General features: G+C 68.6%; 20 protein-coding genes, 1 pseudogene and 1 riboswitch. Of the genes and pseudogenes, 8 read left to right on the top strand and 13 right to left on the bottom strand.

The annotated features are described in order from the left end of the window. The first annotated feature begins 327 nt into the window (after positions 1–327). Positions 328–2,354 (top strand): annotated as a pseudogene (locus tag OG617_RS17160) (glycogen debranching N-terminal domain-containing protein). 86 nt (positions 2,355–2,440) lie between these two features. Here OG617_RS17160 and OG617_RS17155 read toward each other — a convergent pair. The 3 genes from OG617_RS17155 to OG617_RS17145 form a co-directional block, all read right to left on the bottom strand. Further along, complete coding sequence (locus OG617_RS17155; protein WP_405102977.1) at positions 2,441–2,773, bottom strand: aminotransferase class I/II-fold pyridoxal phosphate-dependent enzyme; 333 nt, start codon at positions 2,771–2,773, stop codon at positions 2,441–2,443. A 53-nt stretch (positions 2,774–2,826) separates the two neighbouring features. Next, positions 2,827–3,132, bottom strand: a complete 306-nt coding sequence (locus OG617_RS17150) for an NUDIX domain-containing protein (protein ID WP_405102975.1) — start codon at positions 3,130–3,132, stop codon at positions 2,827–2,829. Between the two features lie 625 nt (positions 3,133–3,757). Further along, complete coding sequence (locus OG617_RS17145) at positions 3,758–4,063, bottom strand: DUF6223 family protein (RefSeq protein WP_405102973.1); 306 nt, start codon at positions 4,061–4,063, stop codon at positions 3,758–3,760. Positions 4,064–4,430: 367 nt separating this feature from the next. On the opposite strand from OG617_RS17145, the gene OG617_RS17140 reads away from it, so the two are divergent. Both OG617_RS17140 and OG617_RS17135 read left to right on the top strand, forming a co-directional pair. Then, on the top strand, positions 4,431–5,561 hold the full coding sequence (locus OG617_RS17140) for a sensor histidine kinase (protein WP_405102971.1): 1,131 nt from the start codon (positions 4,431–4,433) through the stop codon (positions 5,559–5,561). Then, positions 5,558–6,220, top strand: coding sequence for a response regulator (locus OG617_RS17135; protein ID WP_405102969.1), 663 nt, complete (start codon positions 5,558–5,560; stop codon positions 6,218–6,220). Before OG617_RS17140 ends, OG617_RS17135 begins: the two co-directional genes overlap by 4 nt. A 627-nt stretch (positions 6,221–6,847) precedes the next feature. Here OG617_RS17135 and OG617_RS17130 read toward each other — a convergent pair. From OG617_RS17130 to OG617_RS17100, 7 genes are all read right to left on the bottom strand, one after another. Continuing rightward, positions 6,848–7,288, bottom strand: coding sequence for an NUDIX domain-containing protein (locus tag OG617_RS17130; RefSeq protein WP_405102967.1), 441 nt, complete (start codon positions 7,286–7,288; stop codon positions 6,848–6,850). Positions 7,289–7,317: 29 nt separating this feature from the next. Continuing rightward, positions 7,318–7,767, bottom strand: coding sequence for a SitI3 family protein (locus tag OG617_RS17125; RefSeq protein WP_405102965.1), 450 nt, complete (start codon positions 7,765–7,767; stop codon positions 7,318–7,320). Positions 7,768–7,779: 12 nt separating this feature from the next. Then, positions 7,780–8,202 carry a hypothetical protein gene (locus OG617_RS17120; protein ID WP_405103765.1) on the bottom strand — a complete coding sequence of 141 codons (423 nt, stop codon included), beginning with the start codon at positions 8,200–8,202 and terminating at the stop codon, positions 7,780–7,782. Positions 8,203–8,375: 173 nt separating this feature from the next. Next, positions 8,376–8,903 carry a DUF6244 family protein gene (locus tag OG617_RS17115; RefSeq protein ID WP_405102963.1) on the bottom strand — a complete coding sequence of 176 codons (528 nt, stop codon included), beginning with the start codon at positions 8,901–8,903 and terminating at the stop codon, positions 8,376–8,378. A 181-nt stretch (positions 8,904–9,084) separates the two neighbouring features. Next, the gene (locus OG617_RS17110) at positions 9,085–9,705 is read right to left on the bottom strand and encodes an IS630 family transposase (protein WP_405102961.1); all 621 of its coding nucleotides are present in this window, start codon (positions 9,703–9,705) and stop codon (positions 9,085–9,087) included. Next, complete coding sequence (locus OG617_RS17105) at positions 9,669–10,109, bottom strand: winged helix-turn-helix domain-containing protein (RefSeq protein ID WP_405102959.1); 441 nt, start codon at positions 10,107–10,109, stop codon at positions 9,669–9,671. Before OG617_RS17105 ends, OG617_RS17110 begins: the two co-directional genes overlap by 37 nt. Before the next feature lie 257 nt (positions 10,110–10,366). Continuing rightward, positions 10,367–11,050, bottom strand: a complete 684-nt coding sequence (locus OG617_RS17100; RefSeq protein WP_405102957.1) for a TetR/AcrR family transcriptional regulator — start codon at positions 11,048–11,050, stop codon at positions 10,367–10,369. A 98-nt stretch (positions 11,051–11,148) separates the two neighbouring features. Between OG617_RS17100 and OG617_RS17095 the strand changes: the two genes are divergently transcribed. Continuing rightward, positions 11,149–12,354, top strand: a complete 1,206-nt coding sequence (locus tag OG617_RS17095; RefSeq protein ID WP_405102955.1) for an FAD-dependent monooxygenase — start codon at positions 11,149–11,151, stop codon at positions 12,352–12,354. Positions 12,355–12,512: 158 nt separating this feature from the next. Here OG617_RS17095 and OG617_RS17090 read toward each other — a convergent pair whose 3' ends face one another. Beyond that, positions 12,513–13,040 carry a DUF6244 family protein gene (locus OG617_RS17090; RefSeq protein ID WP_396680291.1) on the bottom strand — a complete coding sequence of 176 codons (528 nt, stop codon included), beginning with the start codon at positions 13,038–13,040 and terminating at the stop codon, positions 12,513–12,515. A gap of 235 nt (positions 13,041–13,275) precedes the next feature. Here OG617_RS17090 and OG617_RS17085 point away from each other — a divergent pair, with 235 nt between their 5' ends. Together OG617_RS17085 and OG617_RS17080 are read left to right on the top strand one after the other, a co-directional pair. Then, positions 13,276–13,995, top strand: a complete 720-nt coding sequence (locus OG617_RS17085; RefSeq protein WP_405102953.1) for a TetR/AcrR family transcriptional regulator — start codon at positions 13,276–13,278, stop codon at positions 13,993–13,995. 5 nt (positions 13,996–14,000) lie between these two features. Further along, positions 14,001–14,975 carry a VOC family protein gene (locus tag OG617_RS17080; protein WP_405102951.1) on the top strand — a complete coding sequence of 325 codons (975 nt, stop codon included), beginning with the start codon at positions 14,001–14,003 and terminating at the stop codon, positions 14,973–14,975. Positions 14,976–15,057: 82 nt separating this feature from the next. Here OG617_RS17080 and OG617_RS17075 read toward each other — a convergent pair whose 3' ends face one another. Together OG617_RS17075 and OG617_RS17070 are read right to left on the bottom strand one after the other, a co-directional pair. Next, positions 15,058–16,053: a ribonucleotide-diphosphate reductase subunit beta gene (locus OG617_RS17075; RefSeq protein ID WP_405103763.1), complete on the bottom strand. Its 996-nt coding sequence runs from the start codon at positions 16,051–16,053 to the stop codon at positions 15,058–15,060. Between the two features lie 38 nt (positions 16,054–16,091). After that, complete coding sequence (locus tag OG617_RS17070; protein ID WP_405103761.1) at positions 16,092–18,491, bottom strand: ribonucleoside-diphosphate reductase subunit alpha; 2,400 nt, start codon at positions 18,489–18,491, stop codon at positions 16,092–16,094. 170 nt (positions 18,492–18,661) lie between these two features. After that, positions 18,662–18,877, bottom strand: a riboswitch (cobalamin riboswitch). A 306-nt stretch (positions 18,878–19,183) separates the two neighbouring features. Between OG617_RS17070 and OG617_RS17065 the strand changes: the two genes are divergently transcribed. Both OG617_RS17065 and OG617_RS17060 read left to right on the top strand, forming a co-directional pair. Then, the gene (locus OG617_RS17065) at positions 19,184–22,417 is read left to right on the top strand and encodes a hypothetical protein (protein WP_405102949.1); all 3,234 of its coding nucleotides are present in this window, start codon (positions 19,184–19,186) and stop codon (positions 22,415–22,417) included. 320 nt (positions 22,418–22,737) lie between these two features. After that, positions 22,738–23,988, top strand: coding sequence for a S8 family serine peptidase (locus OG617_RS17060; RefSeq protein WP_405102947.1), 1,251 nt, complete (start codon positions 22,738–22,740; stop codon positions 23,986–23,988). Positions 23,989–24,044 lie beyond the last annotated feature (56 nt).

Below are 24,044 nucleotides of genomic sequence, written 5' to 3'. Positions count from 1 at the left end.
CACTGCCTACGATCCACGGTTCACCAAGGTGCGGGGCAGCGTCCGCCTGGAAATCCACGACGGTGAGCAGGTTGACAAGTGGCTGATCACCATCGACGACGGCCGGTTCCGGGTGGACCACGGTGACGGTCCGGCCAGCTCTGTGACGAGCATGTCCGCCCCCCCTGGCCGAGAGGCTGCTACGGGGCGAGATCAACGCGCTCGCCGCGATCCTGCGCGGGGAGATACTCGTCGACGGGGACCTCGGTCTGGCGCTCAGGTTGGGGCGGCTACTGCCCGCGCCTCCTGCCGACCCCGGGATCCGCATCGCCAACGGGAAGGGATGAGCTGGTGCGGAACACCGTGTCCTGCATCGACGGCAACACGTTCATCGTGTCCGATCAGAGTGGGGATGTGACGCCTCACCCAGCACCCCGGTCGGATTGTTCTCCGCTGACACCCGTTTTCTGTCCCGGTGGGTCCTCACCGTCAACGGCGAGCGGATGACCGCGCTGTCGGTGGACGACAGCCAGTACTACGAAGCCGCCTTCTTCGTGGTGCCCGGCGGGGAAAGGGACTATGTCCAGTCCGACGTGTCCGCGATCCGGCGCCGCCGGATCGGGCCGGACCTGGCCGAGTCGCTGACATTGTTCAACTACGGGGAGGAGGATCTCGACCTCGACGTGCGGCTGGAGGTGGCCGCCGACTTCGCCGACATCTTCGACATCAAGTTCGACATCCAGGAGAAGGCGGGCAGCTACTACATAGACGTGGGTGACACCGAGCTGCGTCTGGGTTACCGACGTGGAATTTTCGGCGGGAAGTGGGGATCTCGGCGAGCGGGCCGGTGACCCTCAACGCCCAGGGCCTGCGGTTCCAGCTCCGGCTGTGCCCGGGACAGGACTGGTCGACGCAGCTACGGGTGGTGATGCGGGCGCTGCGTCCGGACTGCGTCGACAACCGGTCGGCGGTGCGAGCGGTACGCCCGGACGAGTCCGCCGTGTCCGAGAGCGCGCGACGCTGGGTCGAACAGGCTCCGGATATCGACACCGACCACTTCGCTCTTGAACAGGTGTACCAGCGCAGCGTGGTGGACCTGGCGGCCCTGCGCTTCGCTCCACTCTCGCTTCGCGGCGCGTCCGTTCCGGCGGCGGGGCTGCCCTGGTTCATGACCCTGTTCGGCCGGGACAGCCTGCTGACGTGCTTGCAGGTGCTACCCGTGGCACCGTCGCTGACACCGCCGACGCTTCGGATCCTCGCCTCGTTGCAGGGCACGCGCACCGATGCCGTCCTGGATGATGATCCTGGTCGGATCCTGCACGAGTTGCGGTACGGCGAGTCGGCCGCGTTCGAGGAACAGCCGCACTCGCCGTACTACGGAACGGTGGACGCCTCACCGCTGTTCGTGGGGCTGCTCGACGAGTACGAGCGGTGGAGCGGGGACGGGGCGTTGGTCACCGAGCCGGTACGCGAACCTGATGTCCGACGGCTATGTCTGGTACGAGCGGCGCAACCGGACCACCGGCCTTGAGAACCAGTGCTGGAAGGACTCCTGGGACAGCATTTCCTACATCGACGGCAGACTGCCGTCGTTTCCCCGGGCGACCTGTGAGGCGCAGGGCTACGCCTACGACGCGAAGATCCGCGCGGCCCGGCTGGCCCGTACGTTCTGGAAGGACCCGGGCTACGCCGACCGTCTGGAGCTCGAGGCGGCCGAGTTGAAGGACCGGTTCAACCGGGACTTCTGGATCGCCGATCGCGGCTACTACGCTCTCGCCCTCGACCGCGACGGCACGCAGGTCGACGCGCTCTCCTCCAACATCGGCCACCTGCTGTGGAGTGGCATCGTCCCGCCTGAACGGGCAGCGCAGGTCGCCGAGCATCTGATGAGCCCGGCGCTGTTCTCCGGCTGGGGGGTGCGCACCTTCGCCGAGGGCCAACGTCGCTACAACCCACTTGGGTACCACAACGGCACAGTCTGGCCGTTCGATAACTCGTTCATCGCCTGGGGCCTGCGCCGCTACGGCTTCGACAACGAGGCCGGCCGGATCGCCGAGAGCATCATCGACGCAGCCCAGTTCTTCGACGGCCAACTCCCGGAGGCCTTCGGCGGATTCGCCCGCGAGACCACCCACTACCCGGTGCGATACCCGACGGCGGGCAGCCCTCAGGCGTGGTCCAGCGGGGCATCGCTGCTGTTGATCCGGATCCTGCTCGGCCTTGAGCCGTATGAGGGGCATCTCGCGGTGAATCCGGTCCTGCCCCCCGCCATCGGACGGTTGGCCCTGCTGGATATCCCTGGGCGGTGGGGACGGGTCGACGCCTTCGCCCGCCACCGCCCGCCCCGAGCGCCGGCGTCGACGGCCAACCGCTGAGGCCAGCGAGCGGACCGACCGGCACGCCCTGCCGCGGGTGCCGGCCGGGCACCGGCCGGAAGTGGCCCAGTGCCCGACCGGGCGGTCTACCGGGGGGCGCTGCCGAACGCGCTGGACAGGTACGCCCGGGAGTCGGCGATGGCTCCCTCGATGATGCGGGCGGCTTCCCGGGCCTCCTCGGGCCGGTGACCGGCCTGCACCTGGAGCCGGAACCGGGACGAGCCGGTCGGCGTGACCGGGAACTCCACCATGAACGCGAGCACCCCCCGGTCGAAGAGCAGCCGGTTCGCGGTTCGGGCGAGCTTCTCGTTGCCGATCAGCAGCGGGACGATCGGCGACGGCTCCCCCATGCAGGTCAGGCCCCGGCTGGTCAGCTCGTCGCGCAGCGCATGGATCGCGGTGAACAGCCGTCGGGCCATGGCCTCGACCCTGAGCGGGTGCGATCACCGACTCCTGCCCAGATTCGCCCGACTCAGTCGAACAGCCGCCCCAGGAGAGCACCCTGGCCGGACTGCAGGACGTGCGCGGCCTTCAGTTGTATCCAGAAACACTCGAACCGGGTGGGCTCCTGCTCACCGTCGTGGTCTTCCTGACTCGCCCACCGCTCAGGTGCGGGCCCGGTCAGTTCCAACTGGAAGACGTGACGATTCTGGATCTCGAACCGCAGCGGGCTGATGTCGTACTTGACCTCGCCCAGCTTCCGGACGACCGTAAAGCCCGTCAGCCCGGTCTCTTCGCGGGCCTCGCGCAACGCCGCATCTTCCGGAGCCTCACCCACGCGTACGCTGCCCCCGGCACTTGGATGCCCACCTCTTCATAGCTGTAGTCGGTGTGCCGGAAGACGAGCAACCGCCCCTCCCGCACGATGTAACAGAGGACCTTGTCCACAACGACCTTGCTGGAATGTGGAATGACCCGATCGACATCCACAGCTCGCGACAGGTGCACGGGCGGCATCCTACAGTCACGTAGCGTCACGATCGCCGTCTATCGCGGTCCCGGCCGGGTCGAGCGCCTACGACAGCGGGCGGCTGGAAGACGGCTACCTGCAGGGTCTCCAGGTTGCGGCGGTATCGCCGTTTCGGAACGTTTCAAACCGGTGCCGCCACTGGTCGGTCAGGCTCGGGTTAAGCCGATCTTCTGCATTGACAGGCCGGAGATCGTCGACCTGATTCCCCTGTCCGTTGTCGGTGGAGTTGGGCCGGGTGAGTCGCTCTCACCAGGCCGGATCACGTTCGATGGCATGGTGCGTTGCTGCGAGCGGCTGGATTGCGGTGTGGCCGATGCTCGTGTCATCGAATCTGGTCCGATTCTGAGTTTCTGCGTGAGGTGCTGGCGACGTCGAGAGACGTAGTCGTGGACAGCCGAGTAGGGGGCGCGACCACCGACCGCAGCTCAGCCGGTCAGCCGGTGCGGCGGGAGCGGGCCAGAGCCAGCGCGCCGAGGACCATGGCGATCAGCCCGACCACCAGTGCCACGTAGGCCCCGCCTCGCCCGTTGCCGGTGCCGATGCCGCTGTCGGACGTGGCCACAACCACCCCGCCGAGGGCCATGCCGATCAGCCCGACCGCCAGGGCCATGGTGGCCCCGAGGCGCCCGTTGCTGGTGCCGATACGACTGGTGGGGCGGGCCAGAGCCAGCCCGCCGATGACCACGCCGGTCAGCCCCAGCACGGCGGCCACGCTTGCCCCGAGTCGCCCGGCGCTCATGGTGTAAACACTGGCGGCGGCCGGCTGGGCCGAGACGTGCGCGGCCGCCGGTCCAGCAAGCCCGAACCCCTCGAGCAGGGCGGCTCCGGCCACGGCAAGCACAAGTCGGACTGATCTCAGGGTTCCTGACGAGTTCATGTCCCTCTCCTCTTTCGTGCGTCTCGTTTCTGAGGTTTGGATGTCGCCTGATCATGTCCCCGGGCGCACCGCCGGTCATCCAGCAGACGGACGCCATTCGCGCTGCCACCGATGGCGCACCCGCCTGCTGCAGACGCCGCAGGCGCCGCGAAAGTACTGCACGCGCAGTAGGCAGCCGCTCATCCGCGAGCAGGAGTCGCCCGCAGCACCATCCGGCTAAGGTGCGGGCATGAACACAGGACGGGCGAGTGTTCAGGCCGGCTTCAGGAACTGGGCGATCGCTGTCTGCGTAGCGGCGACGCTGTTGGTCACCGGAATGTCACGGAACCACTCCGCCATGGATCTCGACCTACTCGGCTACGCGCTGTTGGCGGCAGGCGGCCTGGCACTGGCCGCGCGCCGCCGGGCTCCGGTTCCCGTCCTGGCCGTCACCGGGCTGTGCGTGGTGGGTTACCAGGCGGTCGGTTTTGACGTGCCTGCCGTCGCGTTCCTGTTCGCGGTGTACGCCGCCATGCGGGCGGGTCACCGCATCATCACGGTCGTGGCGGCTGTGATGATGCTGGCCGCTCTCCCGCTCGCGGCCCTCGCCCTGCCACAAGACATCCCCGTGGGCGAGGCGCTCGCACAGGCCCGGGGCGTCCTCGAGCTGGCTTGGCTGGTCGCCGCCGGTGCCGCGGGTGAAGCGCTGCGGCAGGCTGAGCAGCGGGCGGACGAAGCCGAGCGCACCCGGGAGGAGACCGCGCGGCACCGCGCCGACGAGGAGCGGCTGCACATCGCGCGGGAGCTGCACGATTCGCTCACCCACCAGATCTCGATCATCAAGGTGCAGGCCGAAGTAGCCGTCCACCTGGCCCACAAGCGTGGTGAACAGGTACCGGAGGCCCTGCTGGCGATCCGGGAGGCCGGCCGTGAGGCGACCCGAGAACTGAGAGCGACCCTGGAGGCGCTGCGCGACGACGGCAAGTCCCCGCCGCACGGGCTCCGCCATCTCCCGGAACTGGTGGAACGGGCCCGCATGACCGGCCTGGACGCGACGTTGACGATCGAAGGACAACGACACGACGTGCCGGCCGCGGTAGACCGGACCGCCTACCGGATCGTTCAGGAGTCCCTCACCAACATCGCCCGTCACGCCGCCGCCGCTACGGCCTCGGTCCGGATCGACTACCGTCCGGACGCCCTCGCGATCCGAGTCGATGACGACGGCAAGGCCACGCCGGCCACCGCCCCGATGCCCGGCGTCGGGCTGCTCGGGATGCGTGAACGAGTCACCGCCCTCGGCGGACGCCTGCGCGCGGAACCGCGCGGCGAGGGCGGCTTCACCGTCCAAGCTGAACTCCCGGTGGGCCCAACGTCATGATCCGTGTCCTGTTGGTCGACGACCAGCCGCTCCTTCGCAGCGGCTTCCGCGCACTCCTCGACGTCGAAGACGACATCGAGGTGGTGGCCGAAGCCGCCGACGGGAAGGAGGGCCTGGCGCTCGCCAAGGAACACCTGCCGGACATCGCGCTCATCGACATCCAGATGCCGGTCATGGGCGGCATCGAGGCGACCCGGCGCATCGCCGCAGACCCGACCCTGGCCCAGGTGCACGTCGTCATCCTGACCAACTACGGCCTCGACGAACACGTCTTCCACGCGCTGCGCGCCGGCGCCGCCGGATTCCTCGTCAAGGACATCGTGCCAGAAGACTTTCTGCACGCCATCCGCGTCGCCGCGCGCGGCGACGCCCTGCTCGCACCCTCGATCACCCGCAAGCTGATCAACCGGTACGTCACCGAGCCGCTCCACACAGGCGCCGACACGAGGCTGGAAGGGCTGACCAACCGCGAACGCGAGACAGTCGCCCTCCTCGCGCAGGGCCTGTCCAACGACCAGATCGCCGAACGCATGGTGATCAGCCCACTGACCGCAAAAACCCACATCAACCGGGCCATGGCCAAGCTCCACGCCCGTGACCGCGCCCAACTCGTGGTCCTCGCCTACGAATCCGGCCTGGTAGCCCCACGCAACCGCTGACATTGGCGGCCCGCACGGTTCCACCCTGGCGGGTTGACCGACGCCCCTGTCCACCGCGATCACCGCCGGCCTGCGTGCCGGCGCACCCCTGGCCGAGTTCGTGGACGAGTCGCGCCACACCAGGTACGTCCCCGCAGGCGCCACGGGTGACCTGGACGTGCCGCAGGCGACGTCGCTCGGTGACTACCTCGCCCAACGGCGGCACCACAATCATGCCGTCGAGCGCCTACGACAGCGGGCGACGGCTACCTGTAGGGTCTCCAGGCTGCGGCGGTATCGCCGTTGCAGAACGTTTCAAACCGGTGCCACCACTGGCCGGTCAGGCTCGGGTCAATTGGGAGTATCGGTAGAACGCTGGTTACGAGCTGGAGTTCTCGAAGCGAACACATCACAGCGAATACTGGCCATATCGAGGATATCGACCCCGCAGGTTTCGGTAATCTGCTTGTGTGTCTTGGGCATAGCCAATCGAACGTTCGATGGCGGTGCGACGCTGATCGTGTCTCACCGAGGGCTGTTCGGTGCCGTTGCGGCGATCAGCGCCGGCACCCGCAGCCCTGCAGATGTGTTCCGAGTAGCGTGCGCGTTTCACCTTGGCCCGAGCAGAATTCTGGCCGGTGTACCACCTCACGCCGAAAGCAGCGCCTCCAAATTCGAAACAATGAAGTCTTTCAACGCATCGGGCTTCAGATCCACCGTGGGGAGTCTCTCAACCGCCACCCGGTCAAGGGTATAGCCACCACGGGACGGATCAATGAACTCTGGCCCACTGCGCGCTTTCTCATCAACCCGCGTCAGTCGACAAGCAAAGAAATGCTGAACAGACACACCCTCACCCGCTGGCGAGGTGAACAAAAACACCTGGCTGAACCGCTCAGCCTCCGCACCTAATTCCTCGTCCAATTCTCGGCGCAAGGCAGCCTCTAGCGAGGAATCCGTCGGCTCCAGACCACCGCCAGGCGCTGTCCAGTAGGGGGCCTGACCAGACTTCGTCCGCTTGATCAACACGACATGACCGTGCTCGTCGAATAGGATCGCCCGTACGGACCTACGCGCGATCTCGCGCATGCTAAACCCCGATCAGCCTCGTCAGACCACTACCAGGCGATGAGGTCGTCCATGCCGTAATGGGTCCACCATTGCGACCTGTGCTTGCGCAGTTTCCCGTCGACGCGCGTGAGTAGAAGCCAGTTGCCGTCCAGCACCAGCGCTGCGTCTTCAGTCCGCCCAGTGAGCACCCGAGCCACGGTGGCCACCATGTTCGGCACCCCCTTGCCGACCCGGTCACCCTTGTCCATGTCAAAGCTGATGTTGACGTACTCCTGTGGCTCCCACTCCCAGTAGGTGTCACCGTCGTCCTCGGCGTCGTAGTAGCCGTTCCTGCCGGAGGTGATGCTGACCAGGTATCCGCGCTCCTTGTACAGGTCGGAGCTGAGGAGCCGGTTGCCCGTCGGCGACGGCGTCTCGGCGGCGCTCGGAGCGGCGATCGCTGCCAGCCGCTCCAGGGGAATGTCGCCTGCCAGCGTCAGTCGGTAGCCAATACCCATCTCGCAGCCTCCTCAGTGCCGCGGCACGATCTGCATGATCACACCGCTCCGCGTTACCGCCTTCAGTTCCTTCAGGCCGGGGATGGGCCAGTCGTCGAACTGCTTGCGCAGTGCGGTGAGGTCACCACGCCAGTCCTGAAGGTTGAGCACCACGCGTTGGGTCTGTGACTCGGTGACTTTCCCCGAGACCTCGGTCCACACTCCTCGCACGGGCTTGGGTGGAGTTGGAGAGTAGCAATCGAAGACGTGGCCTTCGAGTAGGTAGTCCGGCGTCTTGCGCGGGTTCCCTGTGTCGCCGGTGCGGAGCCGAGCGTCCGCGACCTCCGGTCTCGTCGGGTTCTGGTGCACCTGGTAGCCCTTGTCGGCAAGTGAGGCGGCGCACTCGTTCTCAAGTGTCAGCGCCCGACGGGTGGCGTCGTCCTCATCCGGCGAGATCTTTGTTCGCGGCCCGGTCGGCGACCCGCCGGGGATTCCCGTGGGGCGCCGCGTCCACAGCAGGCCGACACCATTGTCACCGGAACCGGCCCGGCTCGTGTCAGGGACTGTGCGGGTCGGATCGCCGTTCGTGGTAGCTGATGGGCTGGTCGGTGTGGGACCGCCAGCCCCGGTCAGTTTCCCGAAGCCCCCAGTTGCCGAGCCTCGGTGATCGCCGCGTCGACCAACTGCCGGGCAGTAACGGTGCGCTGGACTATCAGAACCAGGACTTCCTTGATGCTGTCCAATCCCTGCAACAATGGCCCCGGCTGCCCACCCTGAAGCACCATCACGACGAACTGCTGCACCTCGCCAACCTGGGCGATGGCCCAGACCGCCGCATCACGCACACGGTCGACCGCGCTCTGGATAGGCAAGAGCCCGCCAATGATCTCCTGTGAAGAGCCCTCGTGCGGCACAGCCGCAGTCGCTGTCGTCGCCTCACCGATCGTCCCAGCGAGACCACCCAGGCTGCCCTGGACCGTCGAGACCGCACTGCGCACCCGCGTCACACCAACTGCTACAGCGGCGAAGCCGGCGGCAGCGGCCCGCATCGCCACCTCCTGCACCTGGTTGTCAAAACCAACGGCCAGCCCACGCGCCCTCTCCACGCCTGCAATCAACCCTCGCAGCTCACCGGCGATCACCTCGATCTGCGACACCTCGCCGAAGCCCCCTATCGATGCATGGTAAAAACGCCTAACCTACCCGGCAGCGCCCGAGGTGACAGACCGGGAGCGTGTGCGAAAGGAAGCCGGACTGCTCGAACCACGGCCTACAAGGCGTTGCAACCCGCATGCTGGTCTTCAGCACGCGAGCACAGCAGCTACAGATCTTGAATGGTTAGGTTGAGTCGGGTTCGAGGGTCAGGCCGGTGTGGGCGAGGAAGCTGTCGAGCAGGTCGGCCCGGTACTGGATGCGCTTGAGTCGGTTCTTGATAGTCGCCTGGAGATGATCGACGCCGCGGACGGCGAGGTTGCCGATGCTGCGTTTAAGGTGTGACCACACCTGCTCGGTGGGGTTGAGGTCGGGGGCGTAGGCCGGCAGTCGGATCACATGTAGCCAGTCCCGGCCGTTGATCATCTGCCGCATCGCGGCGCTGACGTGGGTGTTGAGGTTGTCCCAGACCAGCACGATTGGACCGCCGAGCTGCTGGTGCGCGGTGTCGAGCAGGGCGATGTAGTCGGTCTCGGCGAAGCTGCGTCGTTCGTTCTTGCGGCCACGATGGGTGATCGTTCGGTAGATCAACCGGCTGCGTCGGCCCGGCTTCACGCAGACCAGACCTGCGATCGAGACCCGGCCGGAGCCCTTACCCGACACCGGAATCACCGGTGTTTCGCCGCGTCGGCCCCAGGTGCGGGCCTTCGGTGGGCGCAGCGTCTGACCTGCCTCGTCCTCGAAGCAGATCCACGCGCCGCGCTGCGCCGCTACCGTCTTCCCGCCGGCCACACCTCCCGCCGCCACGTCGCGACCGCCTCCTCGTCACGCTCGACGGGCCGGTGCGCCGGGACCTGCACCGACCAGCCGATGCGGTGCAGCAGATACGAGGTGCCGCGCAGCGTGTACCGGGTCCGGAACATCCGAGCGATCAGATCCGACACCCGCGCCAGGGTCCACCGCTGGTCCTCGCCGAACCCGTGCGCGGCCGGCCCTTCATCCAGGACATCGGCCAGGCGCCGCAGCCGGCCGGCGTCCAGGCGGCAGCGGGAACCACTCGGCCCCTTCGACGCCAGCCCGGCCTCACCCTCGGCACGCCACCGCCACCGCCACCGCCAGCCGTACACCGCTGTCTGCGACACCCGCAACCGCCGGGCGACCTCGGCGACCGGCACGTCCTGCGCGAACCACCCAGCCGCTTGCCGCCGCACCGCCTCACGCTTCGCCCGCCCTCGGTCGGACAGTCCACCTCCGTCGGGATACCTCATCCCTCCGGCCTACGCCGCCGACCCGCGAAGACCACGCCGACACGCCGAACCACAGTGGACAAACTTGACCTTTCAAGATCTGTAGCGATGCCCCAGGCGCGGATCGCGGCATGCGCGGACGCCGCCCGGCAGCCTGACCGCAGCCATTGACCTTGGCAACGGTGTGGTCTGGCGTGGTGTCCCTCCGCCGCGCTGATCGCTCAGCCGCCACGCCGGCTGACCAGTAGGTCGAGACCGTCGAGGATCCGGTCCAGGCCGAATTCGAACGCCTGGTCGTGCCCGCCGTCGGCGGCCGCTGCGGCCATCGTCGCGACCAGCGCCGGAAAGCGGTCGCCATGGCGGCGCAACTGCTCGGCGATCTCGGCAGTGAGGTCCGCTTCGGGTTGCCGGCCCACCATGGTCTGCTGGGCGATCGCGCGGACATGGCCGGCGAGCACCCCGATCGCGTCGAGGCGCTCGCTGCCGGTCAGCCCGGTGGACGGCAGGATGCTCACGGCGCACTCCATCCAGCTCAGTTCATTGGGGCCGACGGCCCGGGGACCGAGGATCGCCTCCACCGTCCAGGGGTGCCGCACGTACGCGTCGAGCAGATGGTGGGCCCACTGTTTCAGGGCGGCCCGCCAGTCGGCCGGGTCGATGGCCGGGGGCACCCCGATCGCGCGCTCGACCATGAGCGCCACGAGTTCCCCCTTGCCCGCCACGTACCGGTAGAGGGACATCTTGGTGAACCCCCGGTCGGCGGCCACCCGCTGCATGGTCACCGCCGTGAGGCCTTCCGCGTCGGCGATCGCGATCCCCGCGTCGGCGATGTGTTCGAGGCTCAGGGCGGGTTTGGGTCCTCGGGTCGGTTGCGCCCGACCTTCCCACAGGAAGTCGCTCGGCACCTGGCCTCCACGCGTCTGGCTGTTGTCCGGAATCTGTTTCCATGGTACACAGTAGCAACCGTGTCCGCCGGACACTGTTTTTTGTTGGAGGGCTTGCCATGAAGAATTCGACCGTGCTGATCTCCGGCGCCAGCATTGCGGGGCCGGCGCTGGCGTACTGGCTGGGCCGGTACGGCTTCCGGCCGACCGTCGTCGAGATCGCGCCTGGCCTGCGGGCCGGTGGCAACCGCGTCGACTTCCGCGGCCGGACCCACTTGGGCGTGCTGGACCGGATGGGCGTACTCGATGACCTGCGCGAGGTGCAGACCGGCGGCACCGCGATGCGCTTCGTCGACGCCACCGGCCGCAAGCTGATGGAAGTGCCTGCCGACTTCGCCGGCGGCGACATCGAAGTGCCACGCTTCGACCTGTCCCGGGTGCTCCACGAGCGGAGCCGCGACAGCACCGAGTACCTGTTCGGTGACAGCATCGCGACCATGACCGACACGCCGCAGGGCGTGGACGTCACCTTCACCAGCGGCACCCGCCGCACCTTCGACCTGGTGATCGGCGCCGACGGGGTGCACTCGGCCGTACGTCGGCTGACCTTCGGGCCGGAGGAGCGCTTCGTCCGGCACCTCGGCTACTACGTGGCGACCTGGGGACTGCCGAACGACTTCGGACTCGACCGACACTCGTTGTTGTACAACGCCCCCGGCCGGATGGCCAGCATCGGTGGCGATCACCGCGATCCGTCCAGGGCGGGCGCCTTCGTGGTGTTCGCCGCGCCCCGGATCGACTACGACCGGCACGACTCCGACCAGCAGCGCGGCATCGTCCGCGAGCGGTTCGCCGGGCTGGGCTGGAAGGCGCCACGACTCCTCGCCGCGCTGGAGGAGGCGACCGACTTCTACTTCGACTCGATCTGCCGGGTGGACATCTCGCCGTGGTCCAGCGGCCGGATCGCCGTAATCGGTGACGCCGCCTGCGGAGCCACGATCGGCGGGATGGGCACTGGTACCGCGGTGGTCGCGGCGTACGTCCTTGCCGGCGAACTGGCCGCCGCCGACGGCAACCACACCGTCGCGTTCCCGCGCTACGAACGGCTGCTCGCCGACTTCGCCCGGCGCTGCCAGAAGGGCGGCGACACCACAGGCAAGTTCTTCGCGCCGCGCACCGCTACGGCGGCGCGGGTACGCAACGGACTCCTCAACCGGCCGCTCCTCATGACCATGATGCTCAGGACGGCCGAGGACCGCAGCAACAACATCGAGTTGCCGGACTACCCCGAGCCGGCGATCGGCCTGCCGCCATCGTGGAACTGAGCCGACCGATCCGCCAGGGCCGCCGGTGGGACGCCTGCTCCACGGGGTTCCTCCGTCAGGGTCCGTGGAAGCGGCACCGTCCAGAGTCGGGGCCATCGAGGGTGGGCCGCCGGAAATGGCAGGGGCGGGGCTGGCCGGTGGACGACCGACAGCCCTCGTCAGTTTCCCGACGACCCCAACTGCCGAGCCTCGGCGATCGCCGCTTCGATGGACTGCCGGGCGCCGCCGGTGCGCGCAACGACCAGCACCAGGACCTGCTTGATGCTGTCCAGGGCCTGTAGCAGCGGCCCGGGCTGCCCGCCCTGCAGGATCATGGTGACCAGCTGCCGCGCCTCATCGACCTGGGTGATGGCCCCGGCCGCCACATCGCGGGCGCCGCGCACGGCGCTCTGCACAGGCGCCAGCCCGGCGATTGTCTCCTGCGGGGTGGCTTCGTGGGGCACTGCCATGGTGGCCTTCGTCGCCTCACCGATCGAACCGGCGAGCCCACCCAGGCCGCCCTGGATGCCCGTGATCGCGTTCCGCACCCGCGCCACGCCCGCCGCTACGGCGACGAAGCCAGCGCCTGCGGCCCGCAGCGCCACCTCCTGCGCCTGCCTGTCGGCGGCGGCTGCCAGCCCCTGTGCGCGTTCGACGCCGCTCGTCAGCGCGCGGAGTTCACCGGTGATCTTCTCGATGTGCGACACGTGGCCGGCATCCCCAATCGATGACAGTGAAGGTGTTCGACAGCTGAAACTACCGGGGTCTCTGCGGGGCCACCAGCCACTGGCGGGGCAGCCGGCGTGGCGGGGTGGGCTGGTGTCGGCGTACGGCCCGGCCCTGATGTGCACAGGCGCGTACGGCTGAACGCGCACCCCCGAACCCCCTCCTTGTGACTGATGACCAAAGTGCTAATCTGGTCATCAGTCACAAGGAGGGGTCATGGTTGACCAGCAGCCCACCGATCAGATCGAGCGTGCCGACCGGATCCTCGACGCGGCGAAGGAGCTGCTGCTGCGCTGGGGATACCGTCGGGCGACCATCGACGAGATCGCCCGACGCGCCGGTGTCGGCAAGGGCACCGTCTATCTGCACTGGCGCAGCCGCGAGCAGCTGTTTTTCGCTGTCGGCGCCCGGGAGGCAGTCGCGATGCTCGGCGCGGTGGTGACCGCGATGCGCCACGACCCGCAGGAGATCGCGCTGCACCGGTACATGCGCCGGTTCTTCCTGGAAGCGATGTCACGGCCGGTGCTGCGCGCGATCTTCACCCGGGACGCCGAGGTGCTGGACCGTTTTCTGTCCAGCCCGGCCCGCCGACCGCTGCAGAGCGCCAAGTTGCTGGCCTCCCGCGAATACCTCGGCATGCTCGCCGACGACGGCCTGCTGCGGGCCGGGCTACGCCCGGAGGATCTGGACTACACCCTGCCCGCAGTCATGTTCGGCTTCTTCGGCATCGACCCGCTCCTTTCTCCTGAGGTTGCACTGGCCCTCGCGGACAAGGCCGACCAACTGGCCGACACCCTGCGCCACGCGTTCGAACCGGCGAAGCCGCCACCGCCGGCGCGGTTCGCCACCGCCGCGCCACGGGTCATCGCCGTCTTCGACCGGCACGTCGACGACTACCGCCGCGCCACCTACGGCTCAGCAACCGAAAAGAGGTGACGAGCATGGGCAAGGACATCAGCGACCTGCACCACGTAGGCCTCGTCGTGCGAGACATGACAGCGGCGATCGAGACCTACCGGCGGCTTGGCTTCACCCTGCCGCCGCCGGCCTATCCGACACTGCCCACCGCCCCCGGAACGCTCCCCCGTCCGGTCGGCGCGGCGAACACCCACATCTACCTGCGTCGCAACTTCGTCGAGATCGTGACCGTCGTCGACGATGGGCAGCCGATCCCCGGCGACGCCCACCTGATCCCGCTCGACGTTCCCGACGACAGACTGCCCGGGCTCCTGGCCGCCGTCCGTGGCACCGCCGCCAACCTCGCCGCCTTCCTGGACCGATTCCAAGGCGTGCACATCCTCGTCGTCGACTCCGCGGACCTCGACTCCGCCGCCGCGCGGCTGGACGCCGCAGGCGCCGGGCACGGCGGCGTACACGCGGTGCAGCGCCCGATCGAAACCGCTGACGGCACCCGGATGGTCCCGACCCGCTACCTGGAGATCAACAGCGACGAGACGGACGCGCCACGCGGCCGGCTGCCCGAGGGCAGGGTCGGCATCGCCGAGAACACCGCCGTCGAGGGGCAGCAGCACCCGGAGCACGCCAACGGCGCCGTCGACCTGATCGGATGCCTGCTGTGCGTACCCGACGACGCCCTGCCCGACGTCGAGCGCCGCTACGAGACATACCTCGGCCGCGCCGCCCACCGCAACGGCTCCACCCGGACCTTCGACCTCGGCGACGCCTCAGTGATCGTCGTCGCCGAGTCCGCGCTGCCCGACGTCCTGCCCGGCGAGCGCCCGCCGGCCCTGCCCGCTTTCGTGGGGTACACGGTCGCGGTACACGACATCGCCCAGACCGAGCATCATCTACGGACCGCAGGGGTGCCGTACCGCACGCCCCGACCGGACGAGATCGTCGTACCGGCCAGCGAAGCCCTCGGCGTCGCGATCATCTTCCGTTCCGCCATCGACTGACATCCGAACCCCCGCAGACGCAGCCATGACGCGGAAGCGAGATCGCCGACATCTGCTGGGGGATTCGCCTGTCACGGTCGGCTCAGAAGTCGTCGTCGAAGCCGACGGTGCCGGTCACCCCGACCTGGTACGCCGACACCCGCCGTTCGAAGAAGTTGGACAGTTCCTGCACGTCCTGCAACTCCATGAACGCGAACGGGTTGGTCGACCCGTAGTGAACGGGGATGCCGAGCTGCGCGAGCCGACGATCGGCGACGTGCTGGAGATACTGACGCATGTCGGCCAGGGACATCCCGGACACGCCCTGGCCGAGCAGGTCCTCGGCGAACTGGACCTCGCACTCGACGGCCTCGGTGAGCATCAGGCGTACCTGGTCTGCGAGGTCGTCGTCGAACAGGTCCGGTTCCTCGCGGCGGATCGTGTCGACCACGTCGAAGGCGAAGGCCATGTGCATGGACTCGTCGCGGAACACCCAGTTGGTGCCGGAAGCCAGGCCGTGCAGCAGTCCCCGGGAACGCAGGAAGTAGACGTAGGCGAAGGCGCCGTAGAAGAAAAGCCCCTCGATGCAGGCGGCGAAACAGATCAGGTTGAGCAGGAACACCCGCCGGTCCTGCTTCGACCGCAGCTCGCGCAGGCCCTGGAGGGAGTCGATCCAGCGGAAGCAGAAGTCGGCCTTACGCCGGATCGAGGGAATGTTCTCGATGGCGTCGAACGCGGCGAACCGCTCGTCCTCGTCGGGCACGTACGTGTCGAGCAGGTTCAGGTAGAACTGGACGTGCACGGCCTCCTCGAACAGTTGCCGCGACAGGTAGAGCCGACCCTCCGGCGAGTTCACGTGCTGGTAGAGGTTCAGCACCAGGTTGTTGGCGACGATGGTGTCGCCGGTGGCGAAGAACGCGACGAGGCGGCTCACCAGGTGCCGCTCCGCCGGGGAGAGCCGGTCGAGGTCGGCGAGGTCGGCGTGCAGGTCGACCTCCTCCACGGTCCAGGTGTTGCGGATGGCGTCGCGGAACCGGTCGAAGAAGTGCGGGTAGCGCATCGGGCGGAGGGTGAGGTCCATCCCCGGGTCGAGCAGCATGTGTGTGGTCCTCGGATCGGTGGCGTCGGTCGGGGCGGTCACTGGCAGGATTCGCACGACTCGGGGTTCTCCAGGGAGCAGGCCACCGCCTCGTCGACGGTCACCGCCAGCGCGACGGCACCGACGGGACCAACGGGGTTCACCGGTCCGGCGGGGGCGACGGTGGCCTGCTGGATCCGGGTGGCGGGGCGGGACCGCAGGTAGTAGGTGCTCTTCAGCCCGGCTTTCCAGGCGTACAGGTACATCGAGGAGAGCTTGCCGATCGTCGGAGCGGCGAGGAACAGGTTCAGCGACTGCGACTGGTCGATGAACGGGGCGCGGGCGGCGGCCAGGTCGATCAGCGCCCGCTGCGGCAACTCCCAGGCCGTGCGGAACAACCTCCGGACCTCCACCGGCAGTTCCGTGATGCCCTGCACCGATCCGTCAGCGCGCTTGATCGCCGACCGGACCTGGTCGGTCCACAGGCCGCGGGCCTTCAGTTCGCGTACGAGAGCGGTGTTGACCTGAAGGAACTCCCCGGACAGGGTCTCGCGCTTGAACAGGTTCGACACCTGCGGCTCGATGCACTCGTAGCACCCGGCGATGGAGGCGATGGTGGCGGTCGGGGCGATCGCCACCAGCAGCGAGTTGCGCAGGCCGTGCGCGGCGACGCGCCCCCGCAGCGCCCTCCAGCGCTGCGCCTGGCTGCCCGTGACGCCCCACAGGTCCGGCTGGAGCTGGCCCCGTGCCGCCCGGGTCTCGGCGAACGCCGGGTGGGCGCCGAAGCGTTCCGCCAGGTCGGCGGAGGTCTCCAGGGCGGTCAGGTACAGCTCCTCGGAGATCCGGGTGGACAGTTCCCGGGCTTCCCGGGAGTCGAACGCCAGCCGCAGGGCGAAGAACACGTCCTGCAGGCCCATCAGCCCGAGGCCGATCGGCCGCCAGCGGGGGTTGCTCGCCGCTGCCTGCGGGGTCGGGTAGTAGTTGATGTCGATGACCCGGTCGAGGAACGTCACGGCGGTACGGACGGTGGCGCGCAGCCGTTCCCAGTCGAGGCCGCCGTCGGTGAGGTGGGCGGCGAGGTTGACCGAGCCGAGGTTGCACACGGCGGTCTCGGCGTCGCTGGACACCTCGATGATCTCGGTACACAGGTTGGACAGGTGCACCACGTTGCCCGGCTCGGCGGTCTGGTTGCACAGCCGGTTCGCGGCGTCCTTGAACGTCATCCACCCGTTGCCGGTCTGCGCGAGGGTCCGCATCATCCGCCCGTACAGCTCCCGGGCCGGCACCTGCCGCACGTACCGGCCCTGCGCCTCGGCCGCCCGGTAAGCCGCGTCGAACTCCTCCCCCCACAGGTCCGGCAGTTCCGGCACCACGTCCGGGTCGAACAGCGACCACATCCCGTCTGCCTCCACCCGGCGCATGAACTCGTCCGGGACCCAGTTGGCCAGGTTCAGGTTGTGGGTGCGTCGGGCGTCCTCACCGGTGTTGTCCCGCAGTTGCAGGAACTCCTCGATGTCCGGATGCCACGGCTCCAGGTAGACGCAGGCCGCGCCCTTGCGCCGGCCACCCTGGTTGACCGCCGCCACCGACGCGTCCAGCGTCCGCAGCCACGGCACGATCCCGTTGGACTGCCCGTTGGTGCCCCGGATCAGCGCGCCCCGCGACCGGACCCGGGAGAACGCGATGCCGATGCCGCCGGCGAACTTCGACAGGTTCGCCACCTGCGCGTACCGCTGGTAGATCGAGTCCAGTTCGTCGCGCGGGGAGTCGACCAGGTAGCAGGAGGACATCTGGGTGTGCCGGGTGGCGGAGTTGAACAACGTCGGCGAACTCGGCAGGTACGCCAGGCTCGACATCAACCGGTAGAACTCGATCGCCTCGTCCGGGGCTTGGGACAGGCCGCAGGCCACCCGCAGCAACCAGTACTGCGGGGTCTCCACCACCAGCCGGCTCGTCGGGTGGCGCAGCAGGTACCGGTCGTGGACCGTGCGCAGCCCGAAGTACTCGAACCGCAGGTCACCGTGGGGGTCGACGGCGTCATCGAGCTGCGTGGCGTTGGCGGCGACGAAAGCGGCGGTACCGTCGCCGATGAGGCCCTCGACGTGTCCCCGTCGGATCGCCTCGCTGAACGAGCCGATGCCCTGCCTGCGGACCTCCTTGTCGATGTAGCCGGCCAGCAGGCGGGCGGCCAGCCGCGAGTACTGCGGCTCCTCACCGATCATCTCGGCCGCGGTCTGGATGGACAGCCGGTCCAGCTCGGCGGTCGTCGCGCCGTCGTACAGGCCGCTGATCGTCCGCGTCGCCACCCGCAACGGGTCGACGTCGGCGAGGCCGGCGGTCCACCGCTCGACCGCTCGGACGATCCTGTTGACATCGACCGGCTCGGTGCCGCCGTCGCGCTTACGGACACGCATCTGCGTCCGCCGCCGGCCCGGTGGGGCTGCCTCGTCGGCCACCATGCCGTCGGCCGGGACAACCTCGGTGACTGCCACCACTCACTCCTCGCGGGCTCGAGACCTGATGGCCTTCGGACGCGTGGAGGCAGACACCGGCGGACGTCACGCCGGCAGGGCGCGGGTCAGGTGGCGTCGGCCGTCCCACGCGGCCTCGGACCGCCACCCACCCCGGTATGGGTGCGCGGCGCGCTGGCAGGTCTTCGGACTCGCGGGCGTGACCGGGCTCGCCGGTCTCCTACTGGCCGTCGCTTCCCAGGCCGCTGGCGGCCCAGTGCTGATGACGGCGGTCGTTCCCACTCACCGCTGCGGGGCAGTCCCGGTTTTCCACCGGGTTCCCTGTTGCCTCGACCGCCCGGATGAGCGGCCGAACCAGCTGCGCCCAACACCATATATAGGGACTGCGGCGTTGTCACACCCCACATGTCGAGTTCGGGCGCGTCGGAGGCCGCGGCGGTGAAGCCTCGTCGATTCCTTCAGGGCCGGGACCGATCCGATTGGTGGAGCGGGTCTGGATCCACGGACGGCGGACCCGGCCGGTAGGACCGGAACGGAAGTCGACCGGTCGGGTTTCGGACCGTCATCCGTACACAAGGGATGGTGACCTCCTACGGTGACATCCGGCACGCCAAGGGGATGGACGTTGCCGGGAATCACCCCGGTGGCGCGATTCAGGCGTTTTACAGGGGGTTGTCTCGATGCACGTTCGGAGCCGCGCCATCGCGGGTCTGGTCGCCGGGGCTGTTCTGTTGACAGGCCAACCGGCGGCTGCGGGCACTGTACCGGGCAGGACCGCCGACGACGGCGCGAGCACCAGCGCTCGCGCCGCCACGAGAACAGTCGGCGGCGATGCGACGCGTATCGCCGCCCGCACGGCCGCGGCCCAGTCGGTGCCGGGGCACACCGGGCTGGTTCCCAGCACGCCGCGCAATGACGTACCGAGGATCACCGACGGCGAGATCACGGACATCGAGGTGATCGGCAACCGGGTCTTCATCGCCGGCTCCTTCACCGCGATCGCCAACGTCGGCGGGACGCCGGTGGCGCAGCCGTCGCTGGCTTCGTACAACATCGACACGGGCCAGATAGACACCGGCTTCCAGCCGACGTTCGACGGATCCGTCGAGGCCGTCGAGGCCTCGCCGGACGGCTCGTCGCTCTATGTCGCCGGCTCGTTCAACACGGTCGGTGGCCTGACGAAGCGCAAGATCGTACGGCTCGACCCGGTCACCGGTGCGCCGATCGCGGCGTTCACCGCGCAGGGGAACGGGCGCGGGACCGCTCTGGCCGTGAGCAGCACCGCGGTGTACGTGGGCGGCCAGTTCACGAAGGTGAACAGCGTGAACCGCAGCGGGCTGGTCGCGCTCAACCCGACGACGGGGGCGGTCGACAGCGGGTTCAACCTGCCCCTGTCCGGCGGCATCGGCGTCGGCGGCATGCTCACCGTGCAGCAGCTCAAGCTGACGCACGACGGCAGCAGGCTGCTGGTCGTGCACACCGGTCGTCAGATCGCCGGCCAGGACCGCTACGGCGTCGGTCTCGTCGACACCGCCACCAAGGCCCTCCTGCCGTGGCGCACCCGCCTGTGGGAGGACAACCTCTCCTTTGTCGGCGGCATCCAGCGGGTCTTCGCCGGTGACGTCGCGCCGGACGACTCCTACTTCGTCGTCACCAGCGGTTCGGGAGGCGACCGCCCGCCGATCAACGACACGGCGATCGCGTTCCCGGTGGCCGGCAACGACCACGTCGAGCCGATCTGGGTGTCGCGTCACTTCGACAGCATCTACTCGGTCGCCATCACCGAGACGGCCGTGTACGTCGGCGGCCACTTCAGTTGGCAGGAATCGCCGACCTCCAACGTCCCGTGGCCCGGCCTGGACAACGTCGGGTACGGCACGGGCCAGGGCCTGAGCGGGTACGGTCTCGGCGATCAGGTGGTCCGCCGTGACCACCTCGGCGCGCTCGACCCGACCACGGGCACGGCGATCGAGTGGAACCCGGGTTCCAGCTCGTACGAGGGGGAGAAGGCCCTCCTGGCCACCCCGCGGGGCCTCTTCGCCGGTGGCGACGGCAACACCAAGGGCGGCCTGCCGGTGGGGCGGGTCGGCTTCTTCGACCTCACCCAGGCACCGGCGCCCTCGCCGGTCGACACGACGATCGTCACGCCCATCGAGGGGGCGGTCAAGCAGGCCAACGCGCCGTTCGTGCTCGACGGTCAGGCGACCTCTCCGGCCGGCGTCACCAAGGTCGGGATCGAGATCCAGAACCGGGGTTCCAAGAAGTACCTGCAGGACGACCTGACGACGTGGGGCGCCGCCAACAGCATCAACGCGGCAGTGGCAGCGGTGAACACCGTCTCGACCTCGTGGTCCCTCACGGTGTCGCTGCCCGTCGGCGAATACCAGGTCCAGGCGAAGACGTTCGGTAACAGCGGCCAGAGCGATGCCTCGAAGGCCGTCAAGAAGATCGAGACCTTCAGCTTCGACGACCTGCCGCCAACGACGAAAATCACCTCGCCGCCCCCTGGCCTGGTCGCCGCTCAGAGCTTCGTCGCGACCGGCACCGCCAGCGACGACAAGGGCGTCAGCGCGATGACGTACTCGTTCCGCAGGTCGGACAACCATTACCTCCAGGACGACGGGACGGCCGCACCGGTCTACAACACGTTCCGGGGCGAGCCGGACGTCATCGGCGCGCTGTCGACCACCTGGCAGGTCGAGGTGGCCCTCCCCACCGAGGGCGACTGGAAGATGACGGCCACCGCCATCGACAACGCCGGTCAGAGCGACCTGCGCGGCGACACCCGGGACTGGATCATCTCGGCGACCGGCGTCGCGCCGTCGGTGGCCATCAGCACCCCCACGCCGATGACACCGCCCACCGCCGCCGCACCGCTCACCGTCGCGCCGGGCGGCTCGATCACGTTCTCGGGGACCGCCAACGACGACGGCACCCTGAAGTCGGTCGAGATCTACCTGCGCAACAACACCACGCGCGAGGCGCTGGCCGCCGACGGCACGTGGGGCGCCGACTCGATCGCGGCGTACCACCGGGTCTCGCCGACGAACCTGAACGCCGCGTCGTACAACTGGTCCTACACCACCGTGCCGCTCACGCCCGGGGTGTACGACTTCCGGGTGCGGGCCACCGACAACCTGGGCCTGAGCACGACTAACGCCAACCTGGGCCGGCTCACCGTCACCGCCCAGGTGCCCGGTGACGCCTTCCCGAACGGCCTGTTGAGTTTCACCGGTGTCGATCAGAACGTCGACCAGTTGCACCTCAACCTGGCCGGCACCGCGACCGACAACATAGGCGTGCAGAGCGTGCGGGTGGCGCTGCGCGACCTGGACACCGGCCGGTACGTGCAGCCGAACGGCACCATGGCGGCGAGCTTCGCCACGGTGAACGCCACCCTCGCCTCGCCCGGCGCGACGAGCACCACGTTCACCCTGTCGATCGACCTGCCGACGAAGGGTGAGTACAGCGTCGAGGCGTGGGCCGTCGACACGGTGGGCCAGCAGGACGGTTCGACCTCCGGCGCCACCGCTCGGTACCTCGTGTATCCGGGCGATCTCGACCCACGGCTGGAGCCGAGCCTCACCCCGCAGGACAACGAGGTCTACACCGACTCGAGGATCGTGGTCACCGGACGTGCGGTGGACGACGTCGGGATGCTTCGGGTGGACGTCCAGATCGTCAACGGCGCGGGCCAGGGGATGAACGCCTCCGGTGTGTTCAGCACGCCGTCCGTCCCGGGCAACTTCCCGTGGATCTCGGTCTTCCTCACCAGCCCGGGATCCCCGGGGTCGAACTTCGCGTACACGTCACCGGTGATCCCGGCGGGTGCCTACACCGTCTCGGTCAGGGGGACCGACAACTACGGTCAGCTGCAACAGCCGCCGAAGACCGTCCCCGTGACCGTCAGCTGAGTTGATCGGCCGCGGACCGGTCTGCCTCGGGAGCGCTCCTGCCCCCACAGCAGATCGGTCCGCGGTGCCGCACGGGGTGCTGGAGATGCGAGGGCCGGTCCGGATCTCGTTGATCAGGAACGCGAGTCCTCATACGACCTCCTGATACACGCGGGAACAATAATTATCAACCCACGTTAAAAAGAACCCCGTCAATTGATATACGCATTCCTCCAATCGCCATCCGGGCAATCGGGCAGTACGATCCCGAAAACCGATCAGACCATTCCATCGGCGTCACGAGCGCGATGGACTGGCCGGAGCAGAGGGATGGCGCAGAGATGAGACTCCGCCACAGGGCGATCTTCACCCACACCCGTCGACCCGGGCTGGCCGCCATGGCCGTCCTCGCCACCACCACCCTGGCCGCCGCCATGCTCGCCGGTCCGGCCTCTTCGGCACCCGCTGCCGAGCCGGCGTCAGGTGCGATCGGCGAGATCCTGGGCGCTGGCAGTGCGACGGCGGTTCCCGGCAGCTACATCGTGACGCTCAAGGAGAGCGCGGTCGGCGGGTCCACGGTGTCCAGCGCGGTCAGCAGCCTGGCCCGCCGGTACGGCGTGAGCCCGGACCAGGTGTGGGGCGATGCCCTGAACGGCTTCTCGGTGCGAACGTCGGAGGCGGTCGCCCGCCGGCTGGCCGCCGACCGGGCGGTGGCCCACGTAGAGCAGGACCGGTTGACCACGTTGGCCACCACGCAACTGAACGCGCCGTGGAACCTGGACCGGATCGACGCATCGCTGGGGCTCAGCGGCACCTACAGTTACGTGAGCCAGGGCACTGGGGTCAGGGCGTACATCGTCGACTCCGGGATCTACATCGCGCACCAGGATTTCGGCGGTCAGGCGATCTACGGCTATGACGCGGTCGACGGCATGTTGCCGGCGGACGACTGCAGCGGGCATGGCACCCATGCCGCCGGAACCGTCGGCGGGACGACGTACGGGGTGGCGAAGGACGTCGTGCTGGTCGCGGTCAAGGTGTTCGACTGCGCCCTGCCCAGCACCCTGTCGATCCTGATCACCGGGATCAACTGGATGGTCGCCGACCACCTGGCAGGGCAGCCCGCCGTCGCGAACATCGGGGTCCAGTCCACCCTCAACAACGCGCTCAACAACGCGGTGGCCAACGCCGTCGCCGACGGCATCACCGTGACGGTCCCCGCCGGCAACTCGAACGCCAACGCCTGCCAATTCTCACCCGCGTCGGCGCCGACCGCGCTGACCGTGGCCGCGACGCAGTCGAACGACAGTCGGGCCAGCTTCTCCAACTACGGCCCCTGCGTGGACATCTTCGCCCCCGGCGTGAGCATCATGTCCGCCTGGATCGGCTCGCCCACGGCGGTGCAGATGTTCAGCGGCACCTCACACGCCGCGCCGAGCGTTGCCGGGGCGGCGGCCCGGGTGCTGACCAACTACCCGACGTGGACACCGGCCCAGGTGGCGAGCTTCCTGTTCGGCGTTGCCAACCCAGCGGTGGGCAATCCGGGTGCCGGCTCGCCCAACCGGCTTCTCTACCTGTCTCCAACTTTCTGATCCGTCGCCGGAGGCTGCCAAGGCCGGCCCAGCGCGGTCAACTCCCCGCCGCCACG

The sequence above is a fragment of the Micromonospora sp. NBC_01412 genome (genome assembly GCF_045040215.1).
Classification (GTDB): domain Bacteria; phylum Actinomycetota; class Actinomycetes; order Mycobacteriales; family Micromonosporaceae; genus Micromonospora; species Micromonospora rubida.
Note: the sequence above shows the minus strand (reverse complement) of the source record. Positions and strands in the feature narration are given on the sequence as shown.

Bases quoted from the DNA above. Each gene is read 5' to 3' on its own strand.
- OG617_RS17075 (WP_405103763.1), bottom strand. From the start codon at position 16,053: ATGCTGCTCGACCCGGGGATGGACCTCACCCTCCGCCCGATGCGCTAC.
- OG617_RS17095 (WP_405102955.1), top strand. From the start codon at position 11,149: ATGAAGAATTCGACCGTGCTGATCTCCGGCGCCAGCATTGCGGGGCCG.
- OG617_RS17145 (WP_405102973.1), bottom strand. From the start codon at position 4,063: ATGAGCGCCGGGCGACTCGGGGCAAGCGTGGCCGCCGTGCTGGGGCTG.
- OG617_RS17135 (WP_405102969.1), top strand. From the start codon at position 5,558: ATGATCCGTGTCCTGTTGGTCGACGACCAGCCGCTCCTTCGCAGCGGC.
- OG617_RS17070 (WP_405103761.1), bottom strand. From the start codon at position 18,491: ATGGTGGCCGACGAGGCAGCCCCACCGGGCCGGCGGCGGACGCAGATG.
- OG617_RS17080 (WP_405102951.1), top strand. From the start codon at position 14,001: ATGGGCAAGGACATCAGCGACCTGCACCACGTAGGCCTCGTCGTGCGA.
- OG617_RS17060 (WP_405102947.1), top strand. From the start codon at position 22,738: ATGAGACTCCGCCACAGGGCGATCTTCACCCACACCCGTCGACCCGGG.
- OG617_RS17155 (WP_405102977.1), bottom strand. From the start codon at position 2,773: ATGGCCCGACGGCTGTTCACCGCGATCCATGCGCTGCGCGACGAGCTG.
- OG617_RS17140 (WP_405102971.1), top strand. From the start codon at position 4,431: ATGAACACAGGACGGGCGAGTGTTCAGGCCGGCTTCAGGAACTGGGCG.
- OG617_RS17125 (WP_405102965.1), bottom strand. From the start codon at position 7,767: ATGGGTATTGGCTACCGACTGACGCTGGCAGGCGACATTCCCCTGGAG.
- OG617_RS17085 (WP_405102953.1), top strand. From the start codon at position 13,276: ATGGTTGACCAGCAGCCCACCGATCAGATCGAGCGTGCCGACCGGATC.
- OG617_RS17130 (WP_405102967.1), bottom strand. From the start codon at position 7,288: ATGCGCGAGATCGCGCGTAGGTCCGTACGGGCGATCCTATTCGACGAG.
- OG617_RS17065 (WP_405102949.1), top strand. From the start codon at position 19,184: ATGCACGTTCGGAGCCGCGCCATCGCGGGTCTGGTCGCCGGGGCTGTT.